The sequence below is a fragment of the Marinomonas sp. GJ51-14 genome (assembly GCF_055808695.1).
Map to the genome: position 1 here is coordinate 418682 of NZ_CM147879.1, position 24381 is coordinate 443062.

Genomic DNA, 24381 nt, shown 5'->3' on the forward strand with positions numbered 1-24381 from the left:
GCTTTATGGCTTATATAGAACCAAGTGAGTTTGTAACCAAAATGGTCGATGCAGGCGAACAAAAAGTTTACATGTCGACAAAAGACACCCTTATCCGTGCATTTATGGCGGGTGCAATTCTAGGTCTTGCAGCAATTTTTGCAATCACAGTGGCAACGAAAACAGGTAACCCATTATTAGGCGCTTTATTGTTTCCTGTTGGTTTCATCATGTTATACCTGATGAAGTTCGACTTGTTAACAGGTGTCTTCACGTTGGTACCATTAGCATTATTAGACAAGCGTCCAGGAGTAACTCCAAGCCAAGTATTGCGTAACTGGGGATTGGTTTTCATAGGCAACTTTGGTGGTGCATTAACAACTGCCTTTTTGATGGCTTTTATCCTTACTTATGGTTTCTCAACAGACGGTGGCGCCATTGCCGCAAAAGTGAGTACGATTGGTGAATCGCGAACTTTGGGTTATCAGTCACATGGTGCTGGTGGTTGGTTTACTATCTTTATTCGTGGCATGTTATGTAACTGGATGGTGTCTATGGGGGTAGTTGGTGCGATGATATCTACGTCTGCTGGTGCAAAAATGGCCGCGATGTGGATGCCTGTTATGTTGTTCTTCTACATGGGTTTCGAGCATTCAATTGTAAACATGTTCCTATTTCCATTCTCTATGATCATGGGTGGCGAGTTTACCTTTATGGATTATATCGTCTGGAATGAAATTCCTACTGTACTCGGTAACTTAGCGGGTGGTCTATGTTTGGTTGGTCTACCGTTGTATTACACTCATGTAAAAACATCTAAAGCGCGTAAATTAGCTTAATTTTTTATTACATGATGTTAGATGGTTATTTTGAAAAGCCCTGTTACCTTAAGTAGCAGGGCTTTTTAGTTTATCACATTGATAGCGCTCTTTATCAAAGGGCCACTTAAGGAATCGTATGAGCAAGCCACTTAGCGTCAATATGGGTTACGCGACCAACAAAGGTAGGAAAGAGGTAAACCAAGATTTTGTTGGGAGTCGTATTCCTAGTGAGCCTTTATTGAGTGCAAAAGGGATTGTTTTAGCGATTGCGGATGGCATCAGTTCGAGCAATGTAAGCCAAGTCGCGAGCCAAACCGCCATCACCAGCTTCTTAGAAGACTATTACTGTACGTCTGATGCTTGGTCGGTAAAAACCTCTGGGCAAAAAGTGGTGAAATCGATTAATGCTTGGTTGCACGCGCAAACACAAAATAGCCCTTATCGATTTGAGAAAGACAAAGGCTATATTTGTACTTTTAGCGCGCTTATTTTGAAGTCGAACACTGCGCATTTATTCCATTCTGGTGACAGCCGTATTTATCGATTAGATGGCTCCACTTTAGAGCAATTAACCCAAGACCATCGACGGATTGTATCGGCAGAGGTGAGTTATCTCACTCGTGCTTTAGGCATCGATTCAACATTAGAGATTGATTACAAAGCCGTTCCTATCACTCAAGGCGATGTTTTTTTATTAGCCACAGATGGGATTTATGACTTTATAAAAGCGTCGGAAATTACCGACAGTATTTCACAATCCTCAACACTGGATGATGCCGCTAATCAGCTTATTGAACTCGCGCTAACAGCAGGCAGTGATGACAATTTAAGTGTGCAGATTGTTCGAATAGAGCATGTCCCAAGCTATCAACTGGACGAAGTACAACAGCACGTTAGTGGGCTGCCTTTGCCGCCGCCATTATCAGCTAGAATGATTCTGGATGGTTATGAAATCATTAGACCTATCTATGTCAGTAGTCGAAGCCATGTCTTTTTAGCCCGTGACATAGATTCGTCTCAAACGGTTGCGTTAAAAGTACCTTCTATTGAATTAGGTAACGACCTTGCTTACCTTGAAAGCTTTATGTTGGAAGACTGGATAGCCAAACGTGTCACCAATCCACATGTAGTCAAAGCGATAGAGCCCACACGAAAACGGAATTACCTATACATAGTAACGGAATATATTGAAGGAAAATCGCTGGCTCAATGGCTGATAGATAACCCAAAGCCAACCTTAGAGCAAACTCGCAATATTGTTTCTCAAATTGCCAAAGGCTTGCAGGCCTTTCATCGCCAAGAAATGATTCATCAAGATATTCGTCCTGCCAACATCATGATTGATGACACAAACACAGTAAAGATTATCGACTTTGGTTCTACCTATATTGCAGGTGTATCAAATACGGAAGAGGAAGTATTAAAAGGCACCATGCGTTATTCGGCACCTGAATATTTTTTAGGACAAACAGGAAGCGCACAATCCGATATTTATGCGCTTGGTGTGATCACCTACCAAATGCTATCAGGCAATAAATTTCCCTATGGAGTTAACATTGCTCAGGCAAAAAGTGTGGCTGCGCAGCGCAGAATCAATTATACAAGCCTGATTAATGATGAATCTGAATTGCCTGTATGGATCGATGATGCACTACAGAAAGCTCTGCAAATAAACCCTTTAAAACGCTATGAAACCTTGTCAGAATTTATCTACGATTTACACCATCCAAACAAGGTTTTTCTAAATCGAACTCGACCACCATTGATTCAGAGAAACCCTGTCATGTTCTGGCAAGGTGTGTCTTTTAGCCTACTATTGATCATTGCTTGGATGCTTTTAGGTAAACAGTAAAGCCGCCCTTGATAATAAAATTATGCGGCAAACATGACTCTATTTCGACCAGCATTTTTAGATGCATAAAGTGCATCATCAGCAAGCCGTAAAACATAATCGATATCGGTTCTATCTTCAGATTTAGCACAACCAATAGACGTTGTAATACTACCGTATACATCCGTATAACCTGGAATATTCATCGCCTCAACAGACTGCAAAATATTTTTGGTAATCTCAAACATTTCACTTTCTAATTTGCGGCTAAAAAAGAATGCAAATTCTTCTCCGCCTAAACGGCACACTAAATCATCTACCCCAACAAACTTATTCATAATCCGAGCAAACTCAACCAATACTGTATCGCCCATTTCATGACCCGCTGTATCATTGATTTTTTTGAAGTGATCAATGTCTACCATTAAAACCCATGTAGATAGCCCGTTAGAATCAGACACACTATTTGCTAGTTTTTCAGTTGCTTTTCCCATGAAATAACGACGGTTAGGAAGCTTAGTCAATTCATCTGTCATAGCAGAAAGCTGCAGTGCTTTTTCTACTTCTCGACGTTTTCCGTCTACTTGCTCTTGTACTATGGCACTCACCACAACCAAAAGCGCAATAAACCAACAGATAGAAACAACATAAATACCAAATACACTATTCTGATTTGAGTTCATTAATGAACGAATGACTAGATAACCAATAATTAATGGAACAAAATATCCCAATACAATCTGTATACGAGCAATTTTCCCACCTATATATGGAGATAAAATTGCACGAACGCCACCATTGTCAGCAGTTATAGCCAAGGTTCCCAAGCATAAGAAAACACCAAAGGTTGTTGATAACAAAGACATAGCACCATAGAACGAAGTCAAACCATAGGCGTAACCTGTAATAGAAACCATAGGGATACACAAAGCAGTAAAAGACAACAGTTGCGAATAGTTAGCTTGTCGACAAATATGTAATAAATGAGAGATAGCAAGCAGTAGTAACATGAGCGTTGTATTCATGCCCATCGAGTTATCTTTACCTAGCATCAAGTCCTGATAAACTACGGACTTAAAAAGCATAAATAACTGCGAAAGATCCGATGTGTAAATAAAGCTAGTAAAATGAGCAATGCAAATAACCGACGCCGCGATTGCTAGAATCAATGGAACCCATTTATTAACCTTTCTACCATGCATCTCAAGACTAAACCCCAAAAGCGCAACAACCAAAGCAGTCAATGGATTTGTTGCCGGCTCATTAGCAATAGGCCTATATAGAAATTCAATACCAAAAGCATACCCAGCAAGTGTTACCATGCCTAATAAAGCTGTCGCCAAACCAATTTTTCGACCTACTTTTTTTACAAAATCACTTAAGTTCGTTTCTTTTATTTGTTCATTTTTCAACCCAAAAATGGGATTAATAACCGACATGAAAAGTTCCAATATTATGTTTTAATGATAACAACGCTAAAAATAAACAGGTAAAACTTTAATCCAACAACATTTTATCTATCCACATCACCCACGATCTTAACAAAACTTAACATAAAGACGATTTTAAGTCTTTTAAAATTACAATTCACTTACCTAAAAAGCTCTCTATAAAGCCAAAAAAAACGCCCGATGAATTTCATCGAGCGTTTTCAAAATGTCGTCATTAGCCATATTGACTAGATCAATTCATTTGGCTCTTCTTCCGCCACGTTAGCTTTTTCTGCTACTGGTTTATCTTTAGGCAATAAATCTTCACGAACCTTAGCTTCGATTTCTTGAGCAATTTCTGGATTTTCAGATAAAAACTGAGCGGCATTTGCTTTACCTTGGCCAATCTTATTACCTGCGTAGGCATACCAAGCTCCGGCTTTATCGACAAAACCTTGCTTAACACCTAGATCAATAATTTCACCCATGCGATAAATACCTGCACCGTAGTGAATCTGGAATTCAGCTTGCTTAAATGGAGGCGCAATTTTGTTCTTAACTACCTTGACGCGAGTCTCGTTACCAATGACTTCTTCGCCCTGTTTGACCGATCCAATACGGCGAATATCCAATCGTACTGAAGAATAAAACTTAAGTGCGTTACCGCCGGTTGTTGTTTCTGGTGAACCAAACATCACACCAATTTTCATACGAATTTGGTTGATGAAGACTACAAGACAGTTAGCATTTTTAATGGAACCTGTTAATTTACGCATCGCTTGTGATAACAAACGTGCTTGAACACCAACAGATGAGCTACCCATTTCGCCTTCAATTTCAGACTTAGGTACAAGAGCCGCTACCGAGTCAACGATGATAACGTCAACACTGTTAGAACGTACCAACATATCAACAATCTCAAGTGCTTGTTCACCGGTATCTGGCTGAGAAATTAAAAGGTCTGCAATATTAACACCCAACTTTTCTGCATAAGCTGGATCCAATGCGTGCTCAGCATCGATGAAGGCACAGGTTTTACCTTGCTTTTGCGCTTCAGCAATAACACTTAATGTAAGTGTTGTTTTACCTGATGATTCTGGACCATAAATTTCACAGATTCGGCCATAAGGAAGACCACCTGCACCTAGCGCAATATCTAAACCTAAAGACCCAGTAGAAACAGTATCAATATCAAGTTTTGCACCTTCACCCATTTTCATGATGGCGCCTTTACCAAATTGACGCTCTATTTGAGAAAGCGCTGCGTCTAGGGCTTTTTTCTTGTTGTCTGCGATAGATGACATAATGAAATCCTTGTGGCTAATTTTCGTTGAAGTAACTCTATCGTTTTTTTTGATAATCTCAAGAAATACTGTATATAAAAACAGTATTATTTTTATATACTTTTTAACTGCTCTTCTACGCCTTCTAATGCCGCTAAAACAGTCGCTTCTCTAACACCTTGGCGATCGCCTGAAAATTGATATCGCACAACTCTGGCTTCTTGCCCTGCAACCTGCCAGCCAATATATACACAACCAACCGGCTTTTCTACAGAGCCACCAGCTGGCCCAGCCACTCCACTCACTGCAACAGAAAGGCTACCACCTAGCTGTAAAGCACCAGCACACATTTCTTTAACCGTTTGTTCAGATACAGCACCAAAAGCCGCTAAAGTATCTTCTTTGACAGACAACCCTTCCATCTTAGCTTCGTTAGCATAGCTAATAACACCACCATAAAACCAAGCTGAACTGCCTGCTATTTCTGTGCAAACAGCACCAATAAGGCCGCCAGTACAAGATTCCGCTGTCACCAGAAGATAACCTTTATCTTGTAATAAGCCACCAATGCGTTTGGCTACTAACGTCATTTTTTGCATCTGATTCATTACTCTTATCCCTTAAATACTGTGCGAATATCCCGTAGAATAGCGCTCTATTTTTTAGATCACAATCGAGCAATCCAATGAGTAAGACATCAGCAGATAATCACACGCCTATGATGCGCCAATACTTCGGCCTCAAATCAGAGCATCCAAACCAGCTGCTATTTTATCGTATGGGCGATTTTTACGAACTTTTTTATGACGATGCCAAACGCGCCTCTCAGCTGCTTGATATTACATTAACGGCCCGTGGTCATTCTGGCGGCATGCCGATTCCAATGGCAGGTATTCCCTATCACGCAGCAGAAAACTACATTGCTCGCTTAGTTCGCATGGGCGAGTCTGTTGTTGTTGCAGAACAAACTGGCGACCCAGCCACAAGCAAAGGCCCTGTAGAAAGAAAGATTGCTCGAATCGTGACACCTGGCACAATTAGTGACGAAGCCTTTCTTGAAGAAAAACGTGAAAACCTTTTACTTTCGCTTGCCCACCAAACTCGCAAGGGCTTAGATGTATTTGGCTTTTCTTATCTAGACATGGCCAGTGGCCGTTTTTGTCTATTTGAAGTAGACGGTCACGAAGCTTTATCTAGTGAACTGCAACGCTTATCTCCTATGGAAATTCTAATATCTGAAGACTTTCCAGCACGCGATCTATTAAAGTTAGAAAAAGGTGTCTCTGAACTTGGACCTTGGCATTTCGACTATGAGTCTAGTTATCGCCAATTAATCCAACAGTTTAATACCAAAGATTTATCCGGTTTTGGCTGTGAGGCGTTAACCTCTGCGATTTCCTCAGCTGGCGCCTTATTGCAATACGCAAAAGACACTCAACGTTCAGCATTGCCTCATATTCAGTCCATTATGGTTGAACACAAAGACGACTCGGTATTAATTGATGGCGCGACTCGTCGCAACCTAGAAATTGATGTCAACCTAACCGGAGGCACAACCAATACGTTGGTCGAAGTATTAGATGAATGCGCAACACCAATGGGTAGTCGTCTATTAAAACGTTGGTTACACACGCCGATTCGAGACCTCAATGAAATTCAATCTCGCCAACAAGCCGTTGCTGCGCTAAAAGAACACCAAACCTATTACGACTTTACAACGCCTTTGAAAAAAGTCGGAGACCTAGAGCGCATATTGTCACGGGTTGCTTTACGTTCTGCTCGTCCAAGAGATTTATTACGCCTGCGATTTGCATTAGAAGCCGTACCTGAAATTAATGAATTACTCACAAATTCAAAGTCAGAACGTTTATCTCAACTTAACCAGCGCATTATTGCTCAGCCAGACATCACTGCTACCTTAATAAAAGCTTTGGTCGAAAATCCACCTTCCGTGGTTCGTGACGGTGGAATTTTTGCCAAAGGATACGATGACGAACTTGACGAGCTATTGTCTTTATCGACTAACGCATCAGACTATCTGGCTGAAATGGAACGCAGCGAAAAAGAACGAACAGGTATCAGCTCACTGAAAGTCGGTTTCAACCGCGTACATGGTTATTATATTGAGATTAGCAGACTGCATTCAGATCAAGCACCAGTAGAGTATATTCGTCGCCAAACACTGAAAAACGCAGAACGCTTTATTACGCCTGAACTGAAAACCTTTGAAGACAGAGCGTTAAGTGCAAAATCAAAATCTTTAGCGAGAGAAAAAGAACTTTATGAAGCCCTGTTAGATTTGCTTAACCAGACGCTAAGCGAATTACAAACCACCAGCCAAGCGCTCGCCCAACTCGACATACTCAACAATTTTGCCGAGCGTGCAGACGCCTTGAATTTAACTTGTCCGACCCTTCACAATAATGGCGGCATTCAAATTACTGGTGGTCGTCACCCTGTGGTTGAGGCCGTTATATCTGAAGCTTTTGTACCCAATGATCTTGAACTCAATGAAAAACGTTCATTGTTAATGATTACAGGTCCAAACATGGGTGGTAAGTCCACTTACATGCGCCAAATAGCCTTGATTACTTTATTGGCTCATACAGGCTGTTTTGTTCCAGCTGAATCCGCCTCTATTTCGGTGGTCGATCGTATTTTTACTCGTATGGGATCATCCGATGACCTTGCCGGTGGACGCTCAACCTTCATGGTTGAGATGACAGAAACGGCCAACATATTAAATAACGCAAGTAAAAACAGTCTAGTCTTAATGGACGAAGTCGGACGTGGTACCAGTACTTTCGATGGGCTGTCTTTAGCCTGGGCGGCGGTCGATTATTTAGCCAAGGAACTAAAATGCTATGTCCTTTTTGCCACACACTATTTCGAGTTAACTACGCTTGCTGATCAATTAGAGAACGCCGCAAACGTTCATTTAACAGCAACAGAATATGAAGACGACATCGTCTTTCTTCATAAGGTCCACGAGGGCCCAGCGAGTCAATCTTATGGGCTGCAAGTAGCTCAGCTAGCGGGTGTTCCTAGAGGTGTTATTAGCCATGCAAAACAAAAGCTTAAAGAGTTGGAAGTTGTAACTGGTATTGATGCACCTATTAATATTTCTGACAATAGTATTGCGGAAAAATCATCGCCGCAGAAAATAGAAGAAAATAGTTTGGCGTACCACCCAATGCAAGCGGATCTATTTGCTCAGGCAGAACAAAGCACATTAAAAAACGCCATAACCGAACTGGATTTAGACAACATGACGCCTTTAGATGCGATGAATGCCCTCTATAAGCTAAAGTCTCAGTTATAGTTGGCATAAGCTAATATCAGATAAATGTAGAGTATTTACGATTGTTGCTTGCTGCCAAATGGTCTATACCTCTAAAATAGTGCGCAATCATTTTTATAGCTTGTAAGGAGAAGTCGAATGGCTTTCATCGTTACCGATAACTGCATTCGCTGCAAATACACAGACTGTGTAGAAGTTTGTCCTGTTGACTGCTTCTACGAAGGCCCAAACTTTTTGGCAATTAACCCTGATGAGTGTATTGATTGCGCTTTGTGTGAGCCTGAGTGCCCTGCAAACGCCATATTCTCTGAAGACGAACTACCTGAAGATCAAGAAGTATTCGTAGAGTTAAACAAAGATCTTGCTTTGATTTGGCCGAACATCGCAGAGAAAAAAGACGCCCTTCCTGATGCAGCACAATGGGATGGCGTAGAAGATAAATTAGAGCACCTAGAGCGCTAATCATCACTTCTAACTAAAAAAGCGGCTTAGTAAGTCGCTTTTTTTATGAATAAAATACACTACATACAAAAAAGGGTGACCAAAGGCCACCCTACTACATTTCGCTTAAATCCTTTCAAGCTACTCATCCGATGAGTAAAACATCCTGTTTGCTTCTTCTTGAAGCATCCAAACTATCCATTAACACACAGTACAGTCCATCGAACCATGATTATCCATCTGAACCTTCCATTGTTCACAAATATCCCTATTCGATCCTTAAACACAATCCTAGCATTACCCAGCACTTCATGTGCCTTTTCCATCCCTGAAATCGTTTGGATTTGGTTAATTTAACAGTTGTTATTAAATAAGCCAATGTAAGGATTTCATCAGAATCTTATTTTTTATTCTTTTATATCAAAGAGATAAATTAAAAATAGATTGTAAAGTTACATTTCTTCACATAAAAAAAAGGAAACGACTACAGACTTAGTAGGAAAAGGATTACATACTATTGTATTATAAATTAAGCTTATGGATTAAACAGCAATAAGAAACTCATCAATCCACTTGATAGCATCTAAATAGGTTACTTTCAAATCGTCAAAATCCTGTTGATTTTGAATGGTGCTGCCATTGCTATAACGCTCAACCAAATTCAAAGTATTACCGACCCGCCCTGATCTGTAGATAATTGCATTAATAAATTCACTTGGTAAAGGCAGTTCACCAAGAACATCTTCTATTTTCATCCCTGTACAGACATCAATCATAGATAACATACCAGCAAGAAAATATTTATCTTGATTATCATAGCCTCGATTTTCAGCAAACAATTCTGCATGTTTAGCTCGAATCATGATTTGTTCAAGCAATACCGCTCTATCTCCAACCATTTCAGACATTAGTAGTAAATTGGTTAATGACTTCAGTTGGTTAACACCAATCAACATAATAGCTAAACGAACAGAATCTACAGAAGCGACCAACCCCGTCATGGGGGAGTTTAAGAAACGCAGTAATTTATGCACCAAACCTGCATCTTGACTAACAATTCGTTCCAACTCTGTCATATCACTTGATGCATTTAATAATGAAGACATGAGTTGCAGTAGCGTCATACTGTTTACTTTTGATGCCTTGCTTGTAATTATTTCAGGTTTCTCAAAAAAATAACCTTGAAAGTATTCTACGCCAAGTAAACGACAGAACTGATAATCCTCCCAAGTTTCCACTTTTTCGGCAATAATTTTGACATCAAATCCCCTAAGTCTTTCGACTTGCTGATGAAGGCCGTCATGCCCCAATGCCAAAACATCTAATTTTATATAATCCGCCAATTCAACAAAGGGCGTTAATTTACTTTCAAAGACAAAATCATCTAATGCAATAAGATAACCTTCATTGGACCAACGTCGTAAAGAAGAAAGTAAAACTGCATCAAACCCTGCGTTCTCTAAAACCTCTATCACAACATTGTCTTTATTGATGGGCATACCACTAGGGCTCAATAAATAAGCCCTAGGAAAGTTAATAAAGGCCTTATTTGATCCAACGATATTTTCCATACCGAATTCAAAGATACTGGCCGATATCACTTGAGCTGTAGCACTGACTTCATCCATTACATCTGCTTCAGTCGACGCTACACTCTTTCGATATAAAAGTTCATATCCCATAACGGCAAGACGACTGTCCACAATTGGCTGTCGTGCTAATGCAACATTTGAGTGAGCTGACAATACATTGTCTGTCATATTAGTTCCATCTCAAGAAAAATATAAATGTCCTATTTATACAGTGTCTCAATATTGTCTTAAAATTGCCATTGGGCACAGGCAATAAACTTGGTAACATAAGTAACTATATAAATATAAAATATAATGTATAAATCTGTGGGGAAAAACAATGCCAGTATATCGTTCTAAAACAACCACCTCAGGCCGCAACATGGCAGGAGCACGAGCACTATGGCGTGCAACTGGGATGAAAGACGACGATTTTCAAAAACCAATTATTGCCGTCGCTAACTCTTTCACTCAATTTGTACCTGGTCACGTCCATCTTAAAGATATGGGACAACTTGTTGCTCGTGAGATAGAAAAAGCCGGTGGCGTTGCTAAAGAGTTCAACACTATTGCTGTTGATGACGGTATTGCAATGGGTCATGACGGTATGCTTTATAGCCTTCCGTCTCGTGATTTGATTGCTGATTCTGTTGAATACATGGTTAACGCTCATTGCGCTGACGCTTTAGTTTGCATTTCAAATTGTGACAAAATCACACCAGGGATGCTAATGGCGGCTATGCGCCTTAATATTCCTGTTATTTTTGTTTCCGGTGGACCAATGGAAGCCGGGAAAACAAAACTATCAGAACACAAGCTTGATCTGGTTGATGCTATGGTTATAGCGGTTGATTCAGAAGCAAGTGACGAGAAAGTTGCTGAGTTTGAGCGCTCTGCATGCCCTACATGTGGTTCTTGTTCTGGTATGTTTACTGCAAACTCTATGAACTGCCTAACAGAAGCACTTGGACTGAGCTTACCTGGCAACGGTACTATGTTGGCAACACATGCTGATCGTCGTCGCTTATTTGAAGAAGCTGGTCATAGAATTGTTGATATCACAAAACGTTTCTATGAACAAAATGAAACTCATTGGGCACCAAGAGCTATTGCCTCCTTCCAAGCTTTTGAAAACGCCATGACGCTTGATATTGCCATGGGCGGATCATCTAACACCATTCTGCATTTGTTGGCCTTGGCGAACGAAGCTGGTGTTGACTTCACCATGAAAGACATCGACCGTTTATCACGTAACATTCCACAACTCTGTAAAGTAGCCCCAAATTCACCGTTGTATCATGTTGAAGACGTTCATAGAGCGGGCGGCATTTTCGCTTTATTAGGTGAGCTTGATCGTGCCGGTTTATTGCACAATCAAGTGCACACGGTGCATTCTAAAACTATGGAAGAAGCATTGAAAACGTGGGATATCATGCGCTCTCCTACGCCAGAAGTCATGCAATTCTACAAAGCTGGCCCTGCTGGTATTCCAACACAAACTGCGTTCAGCCAAGCGACTCGCTGGCCTACACTAGACGGCGACCGTGAAAACGGTTGTATTCGCTCTCTAGAACATGCGTTCTCCCTAGAAGGTGGTCTAGCAATACTTTATGGCAACATTGCATTAGATGGCTGTGTCGTTAAAAGTGCTGGCGTAGATGAATCTTGCTTAGTTTTCGAAGGTCCAGCTCATATTACTGAATCTCAAGATGAAGCAGTTAAAAATATTCTAGACGACAAAGTAAAAGCTGGCGATGTGGTTATCGTACGCTACGAAGGACCAAAAGGCGGTCCAGGTATGCAAGAAATGCTGTATCCAACGTCTTACATCAAATCGAAAGGATTAGGTAAAGCCTGCGCACTGTTAACTGACGGCCGTTTTTCTGGTGGTACATCTGGTCTATCAATTGGCCACGTTTCTCCAGAAGCTGCGTCAGGTGGTGCTATTGGTTTAGTTGAGAGTGGCGACATCATTCGCATAGATATTCCAAATCGCACTATCAATGTTTTACTTTCTGATGAAGAACTTGCCACTCGTCGAGCTGCAATGGACGCAAAAGGGAAAAAGGCTTGGAAACCTGTAGAATATCGTCCGCGTAAAGTAACGCCTGCATTAAAAGTGTATGCACATTTTGCGACCAGTGCCGATAAAGGTGCCGTACGAAACTTGGATCTACTAGAAGATTAATTATCTTAGTTCCAAATGAATCATATAAAATGGCTATGGGATACGGTATTTCATAGCCATGTTTTTTTAACCACATCCTTAGAGTATTTATGCTTAGCTATCGCCATATCTATCATGCAGGTAATCATGCCGACATTTTGAAACATCTCGTCGTCAGCCAAATATGCCGTCACCTTATTAAAAAAGACGCGCCTTTTTTTTACTTAGATACGCATGCAGGTATTGGCCAGTACTCATTGAACTCAGAGCAAGCACAAAAAAACAAAGAATTTCAGTCAGGTATTGCCCGCCTGCTAACAGAAAAAGAATTGCCAGAACCTGTCGATGCTTTATTAGATATCGTCAGAGAAATGAACCCTAATGATAATTTAGAATACTACCCAGGTAGTCCAAAAATTGTGGATTACTACGTACGCCAAAAAGACAAACTACACTTATGTGAACTGCATCCAAATGACTACCCTACTTTGGCGGCTTTGTTTCCAAATAAACGTAAAGCCAATGTTGTAAAGAGTGATGGATTTGCTGCGGTTAAAGCAATGCTGCCACCTCCACAGAAACGAGGGTTTGTTTTAATGGACCCTCCATATGAAGTCAAAAAAGATTATCAATATGTCGTAAGAGCATTAGAAGATGGACATAAGCGCTTTCCTCAAGGTACTTATGCTATCTGGTACCCAGTATTAAACCGTCAACAAGCAAATGATTTAATACGCGATGTAAAAGCGACTAACATTCGAAATGTATTGTTACTTGAACTTTGCATTAGAAATACAGAGCAAGAACGAGGCATGGCAGGAAGCGGTATGATTATTGTCAATCCACCTTGGACTTTAGAAAAAGAAGCTGAAGAATTTTTGCCTGCACTTAGCAAAATATTGGCGGAAGATAATGAAATGAGTTACCAAGTTACTTGGATTACGCCTGAATAATCAACACACTATTATTAGGAGAGCGTTATGAATACCCCTTTTAAATTGGCTTTTAAACGCATGCCAACGCCTGCTTTTATAATAGAAAGTAGTACAGGTAAATTACTTTCATACAATCGGAATTTTGAAGCTTTTTTTGAGAAATTTAATGCAACACCAGCAATGAGCTGGGACACACTTTGTGAAGATGCCGCCACATCAGCTAATTGGCAAACCCTCAATGAAACCATTAAAAACGGCAAAATTGACCGTTGTGAAAGCCTGATCCGTGTTGGTGAAAAACTCATTAACATGCAACTGGAGCTACAACACCTTGGTGAGTCAGTATTAGCGTGTGTTTATAATACTGACCACATGGACCTTTCTGCGGCTGAGAACACCTTACTCAAATTCGCTTTAACTGAGTCATCTGCGGGTCTTTGGATCTGGGAAACCGAATCCGACCTCGTATCTTGCTCCAAATCCATTGCTACTTTGTTAGGTTGTTCTCCAGATCAAACTCCAAGATCCACACCTGAGTGGCATGTTCGAGTCCATCCTGATGATGTTAAAAGATTAGACACACTTGTTAGTGAACACGTCACCCACAATCAAGATTACTATGAAGTTGAATACCGTATACGAAAAGACGATCAAACTTATCTATGGGTAAAAGAACGAGGCAGAACTTATACTAAAAATGCAGATGGTCGCATTAAAAAAATTATTGGTTTTGTTGTTGATATTAGCCACCAAAAAGCCCTCGAAGAACATCTTAGAAATCAAGCAACTTTTGATGAACTCACAGGCTTATTAACAAGAGGGGCGGCAATCACTCATTTCAAGAAGCAATTAGGCTTAGCAAAACGACAATACACACCACTGACTATGGCCAAAATACATCTTGATGCCAATAATCGTCTTACGGCACTGCCTATGGAAGAACGAAACATAGCGATTCAAACCTCAGCTAGATATATTTATAAAATGATTAGAGAAGCTGATGTATTGGCCAGAGTAGAGGACGACAAACTGCTTTTGCTTTTGCCAAATACAAGCGTAAGAGATGCTAAAACATTGCTTAATCACATTATCAACCCAACAGAAAATGATAAAAACACACTAAAAGAAGGTAACTCTGATCCAATCGATTTTTGTATTGGTATCGCGACTTTCCCTGAAGATGGTGAAACCATAGAAGAGCTAGCACTCAGCGCGAATCAAGCAGTAGAAGAAGGTCAAGCTAAGCAACAGAAAATCGTTGTGAACTAGAAAAGACATTGTTAATAACGCCATACCTTATATGGCGTTATTAACAATGACAAAACATGGAATCAATCACCCTGTAACGTCAAAACAACACGCCTCGCACCACCATAATTTCGATGTTCACCAAGATAAACGCCCTGCCAAATACCTAAACAAAGACCGCCATCTCTAATCGGAATAGACAAAGACGAACCAAGCATACTGGCCTTGATATGTGCTGGCATGTCATCACTACCTTCATAAATATGCTCATAATAAGGTTGATCTTCTGGCACCATATAACCGAAATGTCGCTCCATGTCTCGACGAACAGACGGATCGGCATTTTCGTTGATGGTTAAAGATGCCGATGTATGAAGTAATTGAATATGCAACAAACCAATGTTTACTGGCTGCATTTCTCGTAAAGCACCTTCTATTTGATCGGTAATCAAATGAAAACCACGACATGTGACAGGTAATTGGATTTCAACTTGTTGCCACATTAGCCATTACTCTGCACTGGTTCTTTGGTAAACCGAAAAACGGTAATCGTAAGGGTTTGGCCCTTCTGCAGCAAAAGCTTCCTCACCCATCAATGTAAACGATGGCCAATCCACTTCTGGAAAGAATGCATCACCTTTTACGTCAGCATCCACATGAGTGATATATAAACGGTCTGCACGCTCAAGAGCCAATTCATAAATTTGCGCGCCACCGATCACCATGACTTCCTCCTGTCCATTAACAAGACAAATGTCTTCACCAAGCGAAATAGCCGCATCAAGAGATGTCACGACATCAATCCCTTCGACTTGATAAGCCGGATCGCGGCTGATCACAATATTACGACGACCCGGTAATGGCTTACCGATCGACTCAAAGGTTTTACGCCCCATAACAATGGGCTTACCCATGGTTGCTTGCTTAAAATACTTCAAATCATTCGGCAAATGCCAAGGCAAAGCATTGTTAATGCCGATCGTTCGATTTGTAGACATAGCAACAATAAGTGACAACATAAAAAAGTACCTTATTTATCGTGTTTTGGTTCTGATACAATGGAATTAATTCATTATACCTATAGCGACTCGGATTGCATTTTCTCACTTCGACAAAAGTCGCCAAGACCCAAGGCTTACACATGAAACAATATTTAGACCTTTGTGAACGAATCGTCAATGAAGGTGAATGGGTAAACAACGAACGAACTGGAAAACGTTGTCTCACAGTGATTAATGCAGACTTAACGTACGATGTGGGCAAAGGTGAGTTCCCACTTGTAACAACTCGAAAAAGTTTTTATAAATCCGCTATTGCTGAAATTATTGGTTATTTAAGAGGCTATGACAATGCATCGGATTTTCGTGCACTGGGAACAAAAACATGGGATGCCAACGCAAACCAAAATGAAGTCTGGTTAAACAATCCGTACCGTAAAGGCGAAGATGACATGGGACTTTGCTACGGCGCCATTGGTCGTAACTTCCCAAAACCAGATGGCGGTCATATTGACTTATTAAAGCAAATTATCGACGACCTAACTCGTGGCGTTGATAACCGTGGGGAAATTCTCACATTCTATCACCCAGGAGCCTTCCACATGGCGTGCTTACGCCCATGTATGTACAGCCATCACTTCTCATTACTCGGTGACACTCTTTACCTTAACAGCACTCAGCGAAGCTGTGATGTGCCTTTAGGACTAAACTTCAACATGGTTCAAGTTTATGTACTGCTTGCCATCGTTGCTCAAATTACAGGAAAGAAACCAGGTCAAGCTTTTCATAAAATAGTGAACGCTCACATTTACGAAGATCAGTTAGAGTTAATGCGTGATGTACAACTGAAACGTGAGCCTTACCCTCTACCTAAACTAAAAATAAACCCTGAGATCAAGACACTGAAAGATATAGAAACTTGGGTCACTATGGACGACTTCGAAGTTGAAGATTATCAATTCCATGAAGCTATTGCTTATCCTTTTTCAGTGTAACTACTTAAACAGAAACAAATAAAATCCAAAGCGGCTGGCTATTATTGAAATCTAAAATGAAGCTCGTCGCTTTAATTTGTACTAAGATCTTTATTGCTACTCTCTAGACCTTGATACAGTACTATTTGGGTTTCGATAAAACCAAGCGTATTGTTTTTCCGAAAGTCGATTGATAAGACGGGCTAACAAAGCAATAACAATGATACCAAAGGTCAACCTTAGCCATAAAACCGTAAATAAATCCGCCCCCAGAAGCAGCATTAACAAAGTATCTTCAATTAAGCTATGAGATAGACCTAAAAATGCCATGGTTAAAAAAATATCTTTGTTATCAATGTGGCCCGTCTTGGATTCACGAATCAAGATGCTGCCACCAAATGACAAGCCTAACGTAAGCCCAATGACAATGATATTTGACGCCTTCGCCCCAATCCCAAGTAAGCGCAATAAAGGTGACAATAAAATATGAATGATTTTTTCGATGCCAAGGTAATTTAAAACACGAATAATCAAGGTTAATACAGCGATAATAATCAGAGCAGCCACAAATGTTTGCCCTTGTATAAGAAACCAACTCGCCCAATCCGATTCGTGGGTTTCTGGCTTCCACAAGGAGCTAATGGGTGTTTGTAAAACATCCAACCCACTGTAACTATGGTGCAAGATAAAACCAAATAGCATAGCACCACCGATACGTAAAACTAATGTAAATCTAAGTTTTGCACCTACTGCTTTTGCTATCGCCGCTTCTATCGGCAACCCATGAGAAATTAGCATCATGGAGCACAACACACTAACCTGTGCGATGGTCAGATGCTCAGCGCCACCCAATTGATAAAAGATCGCCATCCCAGCGTATAAATTACTGCTCATCGCCGTAACCAACACTAATCCCATCTCACCAGGTAATCCGAACCAAATCATAATAGGACTAATAGCTTCACCTAAAACACTGATCCAACCTAATAGTTCGACGACTCTTACTACTAATAAAATTGGAACCATAATTTTCATCAAGTCCCAAAATATACCCAGCACATCAAGCACCCAACGCCCAACTGTATTTTTTTCAAGTCGATAGGAAAGTGCATTTAAGCCAAGGTTAATCTTTTCATAAAAATAACGAATCATTCGGTTTTCCTGTAAAAACTGAAATATATTAAGAGAAACTAGGTTAACAAAATGAAGAATAATTAATGCTTTTTATTCCTTAATTGAGAAACTATAATTTCTTATATATCTACTTTAAGAAATATAATTAATGAAATTACATCCTATCGATATCCGCATTCTAAAAGAGCTCCAACAAAATGCTGACCAAACCAATTTGGCATTAGCTGAAAAAGTCGGCCTGTCTGCTCCTGCCTGCTTGAAACGGGTACACAAACTCAAGGCAGAAGGAATTATCGAGCGTGTAGTTGCCCTTGTTTCTTCTCAGGCAATTGGAAGACGCCTAAACATGGTTGTGGAAATTAAAATGACAACGGATGATCTTGCCATTGCTAATTTGTTTATTGAGGCAGTAAATCAATCACCGGAAGTGAAGCAGTGCTATAAGGTAACAGGTGAAGTAGATTTTGTTCTAATCGTAAATGTAACCGATATCTTTGAGTATGAAGAGTTTTGCCAGCGGGTTATTTACGCTCAACCCTGTATGAAAAAATTTACCACATTGATTAGCTTGCGCTGTACTAAATTCGATTTATCGCAAGGCGGTCTATCATCCCTGTAACTCACTATTAACACCGAAGTGGGTTAAAGGGATGATAAACAAATAAAAAAGGCGCCAACAAGTAAATCCTATTGGCACCTTTTTCTATGTGAGTATTAATCTATTTTTTAGAGAATTTTTCTATAAGGCTATCAGCCAGCTCAACGTTTTTATTCTCTTGTAACGCTTCTGCAGCCGCTCGTAATGCTTTCGCATCACTAACAAGTAGATTTCGATCTGCATCAAAGTAATCTTCTGGAAGATTTTTATTTTGCTGAGTTCCCCAGTAACGCAACATTTCAACAATCATTTCATCATCTAACTTCAACATTTTAAGAACACGATCTAAAACCTTACGATATTTTTTAGCTTTTAAATCATCTCTGTTGTATTGACGCCAAATTTTAAACAACTCTTTATAATGAGCTTTATAAACTGAAGCAGGCATACATGACTTCATCAACAATTTCTCTGCCGCTACAATTTTGCCATCTTTCTTCAGCTGCATGGCTTTTTTATAACCTTCAAGCAACTCAGCTTCCGTTGGTACAACAAGCTCCACTTCTTTTACAGTTTCTGCTTCCGTTGACGTTGAAATAGCAGGCTCTTCTGATACTACAATCTGCTCTTCACTTTCAGAGACATCTTCATTTTTAGTATCTTCAGGTGACTTTGTTGTAGGCTCTTTTACTAATTTACTTAGAAGCCAATTCCATATACTCATTAATATCCCCTTAATAATCTTAATATTCCGTTCTGTAGCGAAAATTGATTGTGAAAAATTGATTCATATGAATATGTAGATGTATCAACCAAATCGCACTGTAGCTGACGAAATAAGATCTTTATTGCTTACGAAAATTAAAAAATTCAATACAATTATATGAATCTTCCATTGTTTTTTGCAACTCTAGAACTCTTATTGTTTATTCCATAACGTCTTTTTAAGATAACTAAATATTAAATATATCTCAGAATTATAAATAAGATGGTGAGATTATAACCAAATATGGTTTCAATGGAATAAGATTTACTTTAAAGAATACATTCATTAGTTAAAGTTAACACTAACCTACATCATAGAAACCGATTAAGCCTAAAGTAATTCTTTCTTTATAAAATACAGTTTTTAACCGTCTAGTTTTGTGGCATTTGTTTAAATTTAAAACCAGCAATAATCAATGCAATACCACCAACAACCATAGGAAGTGATAAAACCTGCCCTTGAGTCACCCAGTTGAACGCTAGATAGCCAATTTGGGCATCAGGTTCACGCACAAATTCAACTAAAATTCTAAACAAACCATAGAAGAGTAAAAACATTCCAGAGACACAATAACGCGGTTTAGATTTTTGCGAGAAGAACCAAAGAATGCAGAATAATACAACACCTTCTAAAGCGAACTGATAAAGTTGAGATGGATGGCGCGCAAGCTGTAGTGGATCATTTGGGAAAATCATTGCCCAAGAAACATCACTTGGTTTACCCCACAATTCACTACCAATAAAATTCCCTATACGCCCAGCTCCTAGCCCAATAGGAATAAAGGGTGCGAGGAAATCGGTCACATCCACAAGGTGCTTATTATAACGACGAGCAAAAAAGTACATGGCGACAATCACACCAAGCAAACCACCGTGGAAAGACATACCGCCCTCCCAAATACGAATCATAATAAGCGGGTTATCGATAAAAGCAGGAAATTGATAAAATAAAATGTAACCAATTCGACCACCTAATATAACCCCCAATGCACCATAGAAAATGGCATCACTAACCATCTCGGTCGTCCAGAGGCCATTAGATTGTTTTGCTCGATATGTACCAAGAGCATAGGCACTCGCAAAACCAATTAAATACATGATGCCGTACCAATGCACGGAAATCGGCCCTATAGATACGGCAATAGGATCAATGGCTGGATAAGAAATCATAGTTTAAAAGCAAACCTCAGAAATGGGGGTTAGTTTTCGTTTGTTTTAGCAGGACGAATCAGACGTTCTATATTCGCTTCACGCATAAGTCGTGTCATAGTCTGTGTGACCGCTTCTGCGTGAGATAGTTTCATGACCTCATTCAACATATATTGAGCTTGTGTCATAGAAAGGTTTCGAATAACCGCTTTTACTTTTGGCAAACTCGTTGAGCTCATAGATAAAACATCATACCCCATGGCCATTAACAAAATAGCCCCCATTGGATCACCCGCCATTTCACCACATACACTCAGCCCAACACCTTCACCTCTTACTTGGTCAACAATACTAAATAAAGCACGTAAAACAGAAGGGTGAAAAGAATTATAAAGATCTGCAACACGTGGATTATTACGATCTACGGCTAATAAATATTGAGTTAAATCATTACTACCAACGGACAAAAAATCTACCAATTCAGCCAGCTCTTTAACCTGATAAACTGCAGCAGGAATCTCTATCATCACGCCAACTTTAGGCATTTTGACGTTATAGCCTTCTTCCTTTACTTCCGCATAACCTCGGCGAATTAAAGCTAATGCCTCTTCCACCTCGGCAACATTAGAAATCATAGGAAGCATAATTTTTAAATTATGCAGATCCGCACTGGCTTTGATCATGGCTCGGATTTGCGCCATGAAAATTTCCAAGTGATCTAGTGTCACTCGAATACCACGCCAACCTAAAAATGGGTTTGCTTCGTTTATAGGGAAGTAAGATAACGCTTTATCACCACCAATGTCCAAGGTGCGAACCGTTACCGGTGCAGGTGCAAAGCCTTCCAACTGCTGTCGATAAATAACGACCTGCTCAGCTTCAGTTGGAAAACGATCTCGTACCATGAAAGGCACTTCAGTTCGGTAAAGTCCAATACCTTCCGCACCACGATCCAAAGAGCGCGCCACATCAGCCGTTAACCCTGTATTCACATATAGAGCTAAGCGATAACCGTCCAGCGTCTCACAAGGTAAATCTTTGAGCGTCTCATACTCTTCTTCTAACAAACGCTCTTCATCAACGATTTGCTGATAATTTTCGATTAATGCTTCAGAAGGATAGGTATAAATTTTGCCCAAATAACCATCGACAATCAGATCGACTTTATCTAATTGCGCATAAGGTAAATCAAGCGCGCCCATGACTGTTGGTATGCCCATCGCACGCGCTAAGATAGCCACATGAGAGTTACCTGAGCCCATAACAGAAACAAGGCCTTTGATTTTATCGATTGGGATCTCTCCCAACATAGACGCAGTAAGCTCTTCACCAACAATAATGGATGGCTCACTAAATCGTTCAACAATATTCGGAGCTTTCTCTTGAAGGTGAGAAAGGATACGGCGCCCAAGATCACGGAGATCAGAAGCTCGTTCCCGTAGATAAGGATCATCCATACGATTAAATTGGCCAATATGAGCCAAAATAACATGTCGTAACGCACCTTGCGCCCAATTACCTTCTTTGATTTTTTTGACGATTTCCCCTGCAATAGAGTTGTCATCTAATATCTTCAAATATACATCAAATAGGGATTTTTCATCTGCAGAAAGATGCTGACTTATTCGGTTACTCGCACGTCGAATGTCTTGTCTCACCGCCTCGAGCGCTTGATAAAAATCTTGTATCTCTTCGTCATAATCCGTTGTACGTCGATCTGGAATAACATCAAGATCAGCAGGTGGAAAAACCACCACACCACGTCCAATTGCTACACCAGAGCTTCCGGGGACACCTTTATAGCGAAAATCAAAACCATTTGGCGATGTATTAGCATTTAGGTTCGCAATCGCTCCTGTCGCCTCTGCGTGAGCAATAACACCAGCTAATTGAGCAGACAAGGTGATAAGGAAGGCTTCTTCCCCTTCATCAAAGCGACGCTTATCCTCATGCTGAACAACCAACACACCCAAGACTTGTCGATGATGAATAATAGGGACACCAAGAAAAGAACGGTAACGTTCTTCTCCTGTGCCTTGTAGATAATGAAATGAAGGGTGAATATGAGCGTCTTCTAAGTTAACTGGTTCAGCCCTTCGTCCAACCAAACTAACCAAACCTTCATCAGACTTCAGACTAACCGTTCCAGCAACATCGGCATTTAACCCTCGCGTCGCCATCAAAACATATTCGGATGTAGTGCTATCTACTAAGTAAATCGAACACACTTCTGCGCAGCATAGATCTTCGGACTCGTCGGACGATAATATCCAAGGCCGCTGATAAAGATTCCGCCGCAGTAACTTCTTGTGTAATTCGCCTTAGCAAATTTAGCATAGCTCTCCTAGTGTTTTAACTAACCTTCACATTGATTCGATGAGTTTACCACTTTTTCCAATCGACGATGCGCACTTGGAATAAGCTCTTTCAAAGCTCGGCGATAAACATCTTTTTTAAACGCAACAACTTGACCAAGTGGGTACCAATAACTTACCCAGCGCCAGCCATCAAATTCAGGACATTCTGTTCCATCTACGCACACAGAAGCATCGGGGCAACGAATAGACAGAAGAAACCACTTCTGTTTCTGGCCAATGCATAAAGGTTTGCTGTTGTGTCTTAGCATGCGTTTAGGAAGACGATAACGCAGCCAACCTCGGGTTTTCCCTATAATCTCAACCTGATGAGGATCAAGCCCTACTTCTTCTTTAAGCTCTCGAAATAGTGCCTCTTCAGGAGTCTCATCAGATTTAATACCGCCTTGGGGAAACTGCCATGCATTTTGCCCAACACGCCTTGCCCAGAGAAGTTGTCCACGCTCGTTCATCAATATGATGCCCACATTCGGTCTGTATCCGTCTGCATCAATCACGAGCCATCACCTTCTAATATAAGAATAAATTAGATTCATTGTTCCATAATTCGCCCATTCGCACAATTAAGACTAATGTTATTTATTGTCGCCAAGGCTATACTTTACGCACTTTAGAACAATTGAGGGCAAACTGTGACACTCGCAATATTTGACTTAGATGGCACATTATTAAGCGGCGACAGCGATTACACTTGGGGACAATTCCTTGTAGAAAAAGGCTTAGTCGATACCCAAACCTACAAAGACGCCAACGATAAATTTTTTCTACAATACCAGGCTGGCAACCTCGACATTCAGGAATACTTAGCATTCAGCTTAGCACCTCTCACACAGTTTTCGAGCACTGAACTGATAGAGCTTCATAGAGTTTTCATGGAGGAAAAAATACAGCCTATGATGTTAAAAAAAGCGGCTGACTTACTACAATATCATAAAGAACAAGGCCATTTCTTGCTGATGATCACAGCAACCAATCAATTCGTTACAGGCCCTATTGGCGAAGTATTGGGCATGGATCATATCATTGCACCAGTACCAGAAATTCTTGATGGACACTACACAGGAAAAACCGTAGGCGTCCCAAGCTTTCAAGAAGGCAAAGTCACTCGCTTAAACGATTGGTTAGAAGAAACTGGACACTCAATGGAAGGCAGCTATTTTTACAGCGACTCCCGTAATGATTTGCCATTGCTAGAGCTAGTCAGTCACCCTGTTGCCGTTGATGCCGATAAAACGCTTGCTAAAATAGCCGAAGAACGTGAGTGGCCTCACATTTCTCTACGAGACTAAATACCAGCCCAAACTAATTAAAAAAGCATCAATAAAAAAGCGCAACTGAATCCCCTTCTGTTGCGCTTTTTTAACAATAAGATTTCTTAAAT

Annotated in this window: 20 protein-coding genes and 1 pseudogene; 10 read left to right on the forward strand and 11 right to left on the reverse strand. The window is 40.4% G+C overall.

All coding sequences use genetic code 11. From position 1 onward, the window contains the following. Window positions 1-5: 5 nt before the first annotated feature. On the forward strand, window positions 6-818 hold the full coding sequence (locus AC0L3Y_RS02045; RefSeq protein ID WP_473468153.1) for a formate/nitrite transporter family protein: 813 nt from the start codon (window positions 6-8) through the stop codon (window positions 816-818). 118 nt (window positions 819-936) lie between these two features. Continuing rightward, complete coding sequence (locus AC0L3Y_RS02050) at window positions 937-2652, forward strand: bifunctional protein-serine/threonine kinase/phosphatase (protein ID WP_473468155.1); 1716 nt, start codon at window positions 937-939, stop codon at window positions 2650-2652. Between the two features lie 20 nt (window positions 2653-2672). Here the strand turns inward: AC0L3Y_RS02050 and AC0L3Y_RS02055 are convergent, their stop codons facing one another. The 3 genes from AC0L3Y_RS02055 to AC0L3Y_RS02065 form a co-directional block, all read right to left on the reverse strand. Then, a complete protein-coding gene (locus AC0L3Y_RS02055; RefSeq protein WP_473468157.1) occupies window positions 2673-4070 on the reverse strand; it encodes a GGDEF domain-containing protein in 1398 nt (465 codons plus the stop codon). A gap of 239 nt (window positions 4071-4309) precedes the next feature. Further along, entirely contained in the window at window positions 4310-5365 is a 1056-nt protein-coding gene (recA, locus tag AC0L3Y_RS02060) for a recombinase RecA (RefSeq protein ID WP_473468159.1), read from the reverse strand. Window positions 5366-5457: 92 nt separating this feature from the next. Continuing rightward, the gene (locus tag AC0L3Y_RS02065) at window positions 5458-5952 is read right to left on the reverse strand and encodes a CinA family protein (protein ID WP_473468161.1); all 495 of its coding nucleotides are present in this window, start codon (window positions 5950-5952) and stop codon (window positions 5458-5460) included. A 77-nt stretch (window positions 5953-6029) separates the two neighbouring features. Between AC0L3Y_RS02065 and mutS the strand changes: the two genes are divergently transcribed. Continuing rightward, window positions 6030-8666, forward strand: coding sequence for a DNA mismatch repair protein MutS (mutS, locus tag AC0L3Y_RS02070; RefSeq protein WP_473468163.1), 2637 nt, complete (start codon window positions 6030-6032; stop codon window positions 8664-8666). A gap of 117 nt (window positions 8667-8783) precedes the next feature. Continuing rightward, window positions 8784-9107, forward strand: coding sequence for a ferredoxin FdxA (fdxA, locus tag AC0L3Y_RS02075; RefSeq protein WP_473468165.1), 324 nt, complete (start codon window positions 8784-8786; stop codon window positions 9105-9107). 521 nt (window positions 9108-9628) lie between these two features. On the opposite strand, the gene AC0L3Y_RS02080 is transcribed toward fdxA, so the two are convergent. After that, window positions 9629-10846 carry an EAL and HDOD domain-containing protein gene (locus tag AC0L3Y_RS02080; RefSeq protein ID WP_473468167.1) on the reverse strand — a complete coding sequence of 406 codons (1218 nt, stop codon included), beginning with the start codon at window positions 10844-10846 and terminating at the stop codon, window positions 9629-9631. Between the two features lie 151 nt (window positions 10847-10997). Here AC0L3Y_RS02080 and ilvD point away from each other — a divergent pair, with 151 nt between their 5' ends. From ilvD to AC0L3Y_RS02095, 3 genes are all read left to right on the forward strand, one after another. After that, window positions 10998-12845 carry a dihydroxy-acid dehydratase gene (ilvD, locus tag AC0L3Y_RS02085; protein WP_473468170.1) on the forward strand — a complete coding sequence of 616 codons (1848 nt, stop codon included), beginning with the start codon at window positions 10998-11000 and terminating at the stop codon, window positions 12843-12845. An 89-nt stretch (window positions 12846-12934) separates the two neighbouring features. Further along, window positions 12935-13777 carry a 23S rRNA (adenine(2030)-N(6))-methyltransferase RlmJ gene (locus tag AC0L3Y_RS02090; RefSeq protein ID WP_473468173.1) on the forward strand — a complete coding sequence of 281 codons (843 nt, stop codon included), beginning with the start codon at window positions 12935-12937 and terminating at the stop codon, window positions 13775-13777. A gap of 27 nt (window positions 13778-13804) precedes the next feature. After that, a complete protein-coding gene (locus AC0L3Y_RS02095) occupies window positions 13805-15028 on the forward strand; it encodes a sensor domain-containing diguanylate cyclase (protein WP_473468176.1) in 1224 nt (407 codons plus the stop codon). A 62-nt stretch (window positions 15029-15090) separates the two neighbouring features. On the opposite strand, the gene AC0L3Y_RS02100 is transcribed toward AC0L3Y_RS02095, so the two are convergent. Together AC0L3Y_RS02100 and folA are read right to left on the reverse strand one after the other, a co-directional pair. Beyond that, window positions 15091-15510, reverse strand: a complete 420-nt coding sequence (locus AC0L3Y_RS02100; protein WP_473468179.1) for a secondary thiamine-phosphate synthase enzyme YjbQ — start codon at window positions 15508-15510, stop codon at window positions 15091-15093. Between the two features lie 6 nt (window positions 15511-15516). Then, the gene (folA, locus tag AC0L3Y_RS02105) at window positions 15517-16026 is read right to left on the reverse strand and encodes a type 3 dihydrofolate reductase (protein WP_473468181.1); all 510 of its coding nucleotides are present in this window, start codon (window positions 16024-16026) and stop codon (window positions 15517-15519) included. Between the two features lie 122 nt (window positions 16027-16148). On the opposite strand from folA, the gene AC0L3Y_RS02110 reads away from it, so the two are divergent. Further along, window positions 16149-17000, forward strand: coding sequence for a thymidylate synthase (locus tag AC0L3Y_RS02110; protein WP_473468183.1), 852 nt, complete (start codon window positions 16149-16151; stop codon window positions 16998-17000). A gap of 96 nt (window positions 17001-17096) precedes the next feature. Here the strand turns inward: AC0L3Y_RS02110 and AC0L3Y_RS02115 are convergent, their stop codons facing one another. Further along, window positions 17097-18131, reverse strand: a complete 1035-nt coding sequence (locus AC0L3Y_RS02115; RefSeq protein WP_473468186.1) for a nucleoside recognition domain-containing protein — start codon at window positions 18129-18131, stop codon at window positions 17097-17099. A 130-nt stretch (window positions 18132-18261) separates the two neighbouring features. Between AC0L3Y_RS02115 and AC0L3Y_RS02120 the strand changes: the two genes are divergently transcribed. Continuing rightward, complete coding sequence (locus AC0L3Y_RS02120; RefSeq protein ID WP_473468188.1) at window positions 18262-18732, forward strand: Lrp/AsnC family transcriptional regulator; 471 nt, start codon at window positions 18262-18264, stop codon at window positions 18730-18732. A 100-nt stretch (window positions 18733-18832) separates the two neighbouring features. Here AC0L3Y_RS02120 and AC0L3Y_RS02125 read toward each other — a convergent pair whose 3' ends face one another. The 4 genes and pseudogenes from AC0L3Y_RS02125 to AC0L3Y_RS02140 form a co-directional block, all read right to left on the reverse strand. Continuing rightward, window positions 18833-19435 carry a hypothetical protein gene (locus AC0L3Y_RS02125; protein WP_473468190.1) on the reverse strand — a complete coding sequence of 201 codons (603 nt, stop codon included), beginning with the start codon at window positions 19433-19435 and terminating at the stop codon, window positions 18833-18835. A 413-nt stretch (window positions 19436-19848) separates the two neighbouring features. Beyond that, window positions 19849-20646 (reverse strand): prolipoprotein diacylglyceryl transferase, encoded by a 798-nt coding sequence (lgt, locus tag AC0L3Y_RS02130; RefSeq protein WP_473468194.1) that lies wholly within the window; start codon window positions 20644-20646, stop codon window positions 19849-19851. Between the two features lie 29 nt (window positions 20647-20675). Beyond that, window positions 20676-22962: pseudogene (gene ptsP / locus AC0L3Y_RS02135) on the reverse strand (phosphoenolpyruvate--protein phosphotransferase). Between the two features lie 19 nt (window positions 22963-22981). Continuing rightward, the gene (locus AC0L3Y_RS02140) at window positions 22982-23497 is read right to left on the reverse strand and encodes an RNA pyrophosphohydrolase (protein WP_473468198.1); all 516 of its coding nucleotides are present in this window, start codon (window positions 23495-23497) and stop codon (window positions 22982-22984) included. A gap of 135 nt (window positions 23498-23632) precedes the next feature. On the opposite strand from AC0L3Y_RS02140, the gene AC0L3Y_RS02145 reads away from it, so the two are divergent. After that, complete coding sequence (locus AC0L3Y_RS02145) at window positions 23633-24289, forward strand: histidinol-phosphatase (RefSeq protein ID WP_473468200.1); 657 nt, start codon at window positions 23633-23635, stop codon at window positions 24287-24289. Window positions 24290-24381: the final 92 nt, after the last annotated feature.

Excerpts from the sequence above, each read along its gene's own strand:
- AC0L3Y_RS02045 (WP_473468153.1), top strand. The coding sequence starts at position 6 with ATGGCTTATATAGAACCAAGTGAGTTTGTAACCAAAATGGTCGATGCA.
- AC0L3Y_RS02050 (WP_473468155.1), top strand. The coding sequence starts at position 937 with ATGAGCAAGCCACTTAGCGTCAATATGGGTTACGCGACCAACAAAGGT.
- AC0L3Y_RS02055 (WP_473468157.1), bottom strand. The coding sequence starts at position 4,070 with ATGTCGGTTATTAATCCCATTTTTGGGTTGAAAAATGAACAAATAAAA.
- recA (WP_473468159.1), bottom strand. The coding sequence starts at position 5,365 with ATGTCATCTATCGCAGACAACAAGAAAAAAGCCCTAGACGCAGCGCTT.
- AC0L3Y_RS02065 (WP_473468161.1), bottom strand. The coding sequence starts at position 5,952 with ATGAATCAGATGCAAAAAATGACGTTAGTAGCCAAACGCATTGGTGGC.
- mutS (WP_473468163.1), top strand. The coding sequence starts at position 6,030 with ATGAGTAAGACATCAGCAGATAATCACACGCCTATGATGCGCCAATAC.
- fdxA (WP_473468165.1), top strand. The coding sequence starts at position 8,784 with ATGGCTTTCATCGTTACCGATAACTGCATTCGCTGCAAATACACAGAC.
- AC0L3Y_RS02080 (WP_473468167.1), bottom strand. The coding sequence starts at position 10,846 with ATGACAGACAATGTATTGTCAGCTCACTCAAATGTTGCATTAGCACGA.
- ilvD (WP_473468170.1), top strand. The coding sequence starts at position 10,998 with ATGCCAGTATATCGTTCTAAAACAACCACCTCAGGCCGCAACATGGCA.
- AC0L3Y_RS02090 (WP_473468173.1), top strand. The coding sequence starts at position 12,935 with ATGCTTAGCTATCGCCATATCTATCATGCAGGTAATCATGCCGACATT.
- AC0L3Y_RS02095 (WP_473468176.1), top strand. The coding sequence starts at position 13,805 with ATGAATACCCCTTTTAAATTGGCTTTTAAACGCATGCCAACGCCTGCT.
- AC0L3Y_RS02100 (WP_473468179.1), bottom strand. The coding sequence starts at position 15,510 with ATGTGGCAACAAGTTGAAATCCAATTACCTGTCACATGTCGTGGTTTT.
- folA (WP_473468181.1), bottom strand. The coding sequence starts at position 16,026 with ATGTTGTCACTTATTGTTGCTATGTCTACAAATCGAACGATCGGCATT.
- AC0L3Y_RS02110 (WP_473468183.1), top strand. The coding sequence starts at position 16,149 with ATGAAACAATATTTAGACCTTTGTGAACGAATCGTCAATGAAGGTGAA.
- AC0L3Y_RS02115 (WP_473468186.1), bottom strand. The coding sequence starts at position 18,131 with ATGATTCGTTATTTTTATGAAAAGATTAACCTTGGCTTAAATGCACTT.
- AC0L3Y_RS02120 (WP_473468188.1), top strand. The coding sequence starts at position 18,262 with ATGAAATTACATCCTATCGATATCCGCATTCTAAAAGAGCTCCAACAA.
- AC0L3Y_RS02125 (WP_473468190.1), bottom strand. The coding sequence starts at position 19,435 with ATGAGTATATGGAATTGGCTTCTAAGTAAATTAGTAAAAGAGCCTACA.
- lgt (WP_473468194.1), bottom strand. The coding sequence starts at position 20,646 with ATGATTTCTTATCCAGCCATTGATCCTATTGCCGTATCTATAGGGCCG.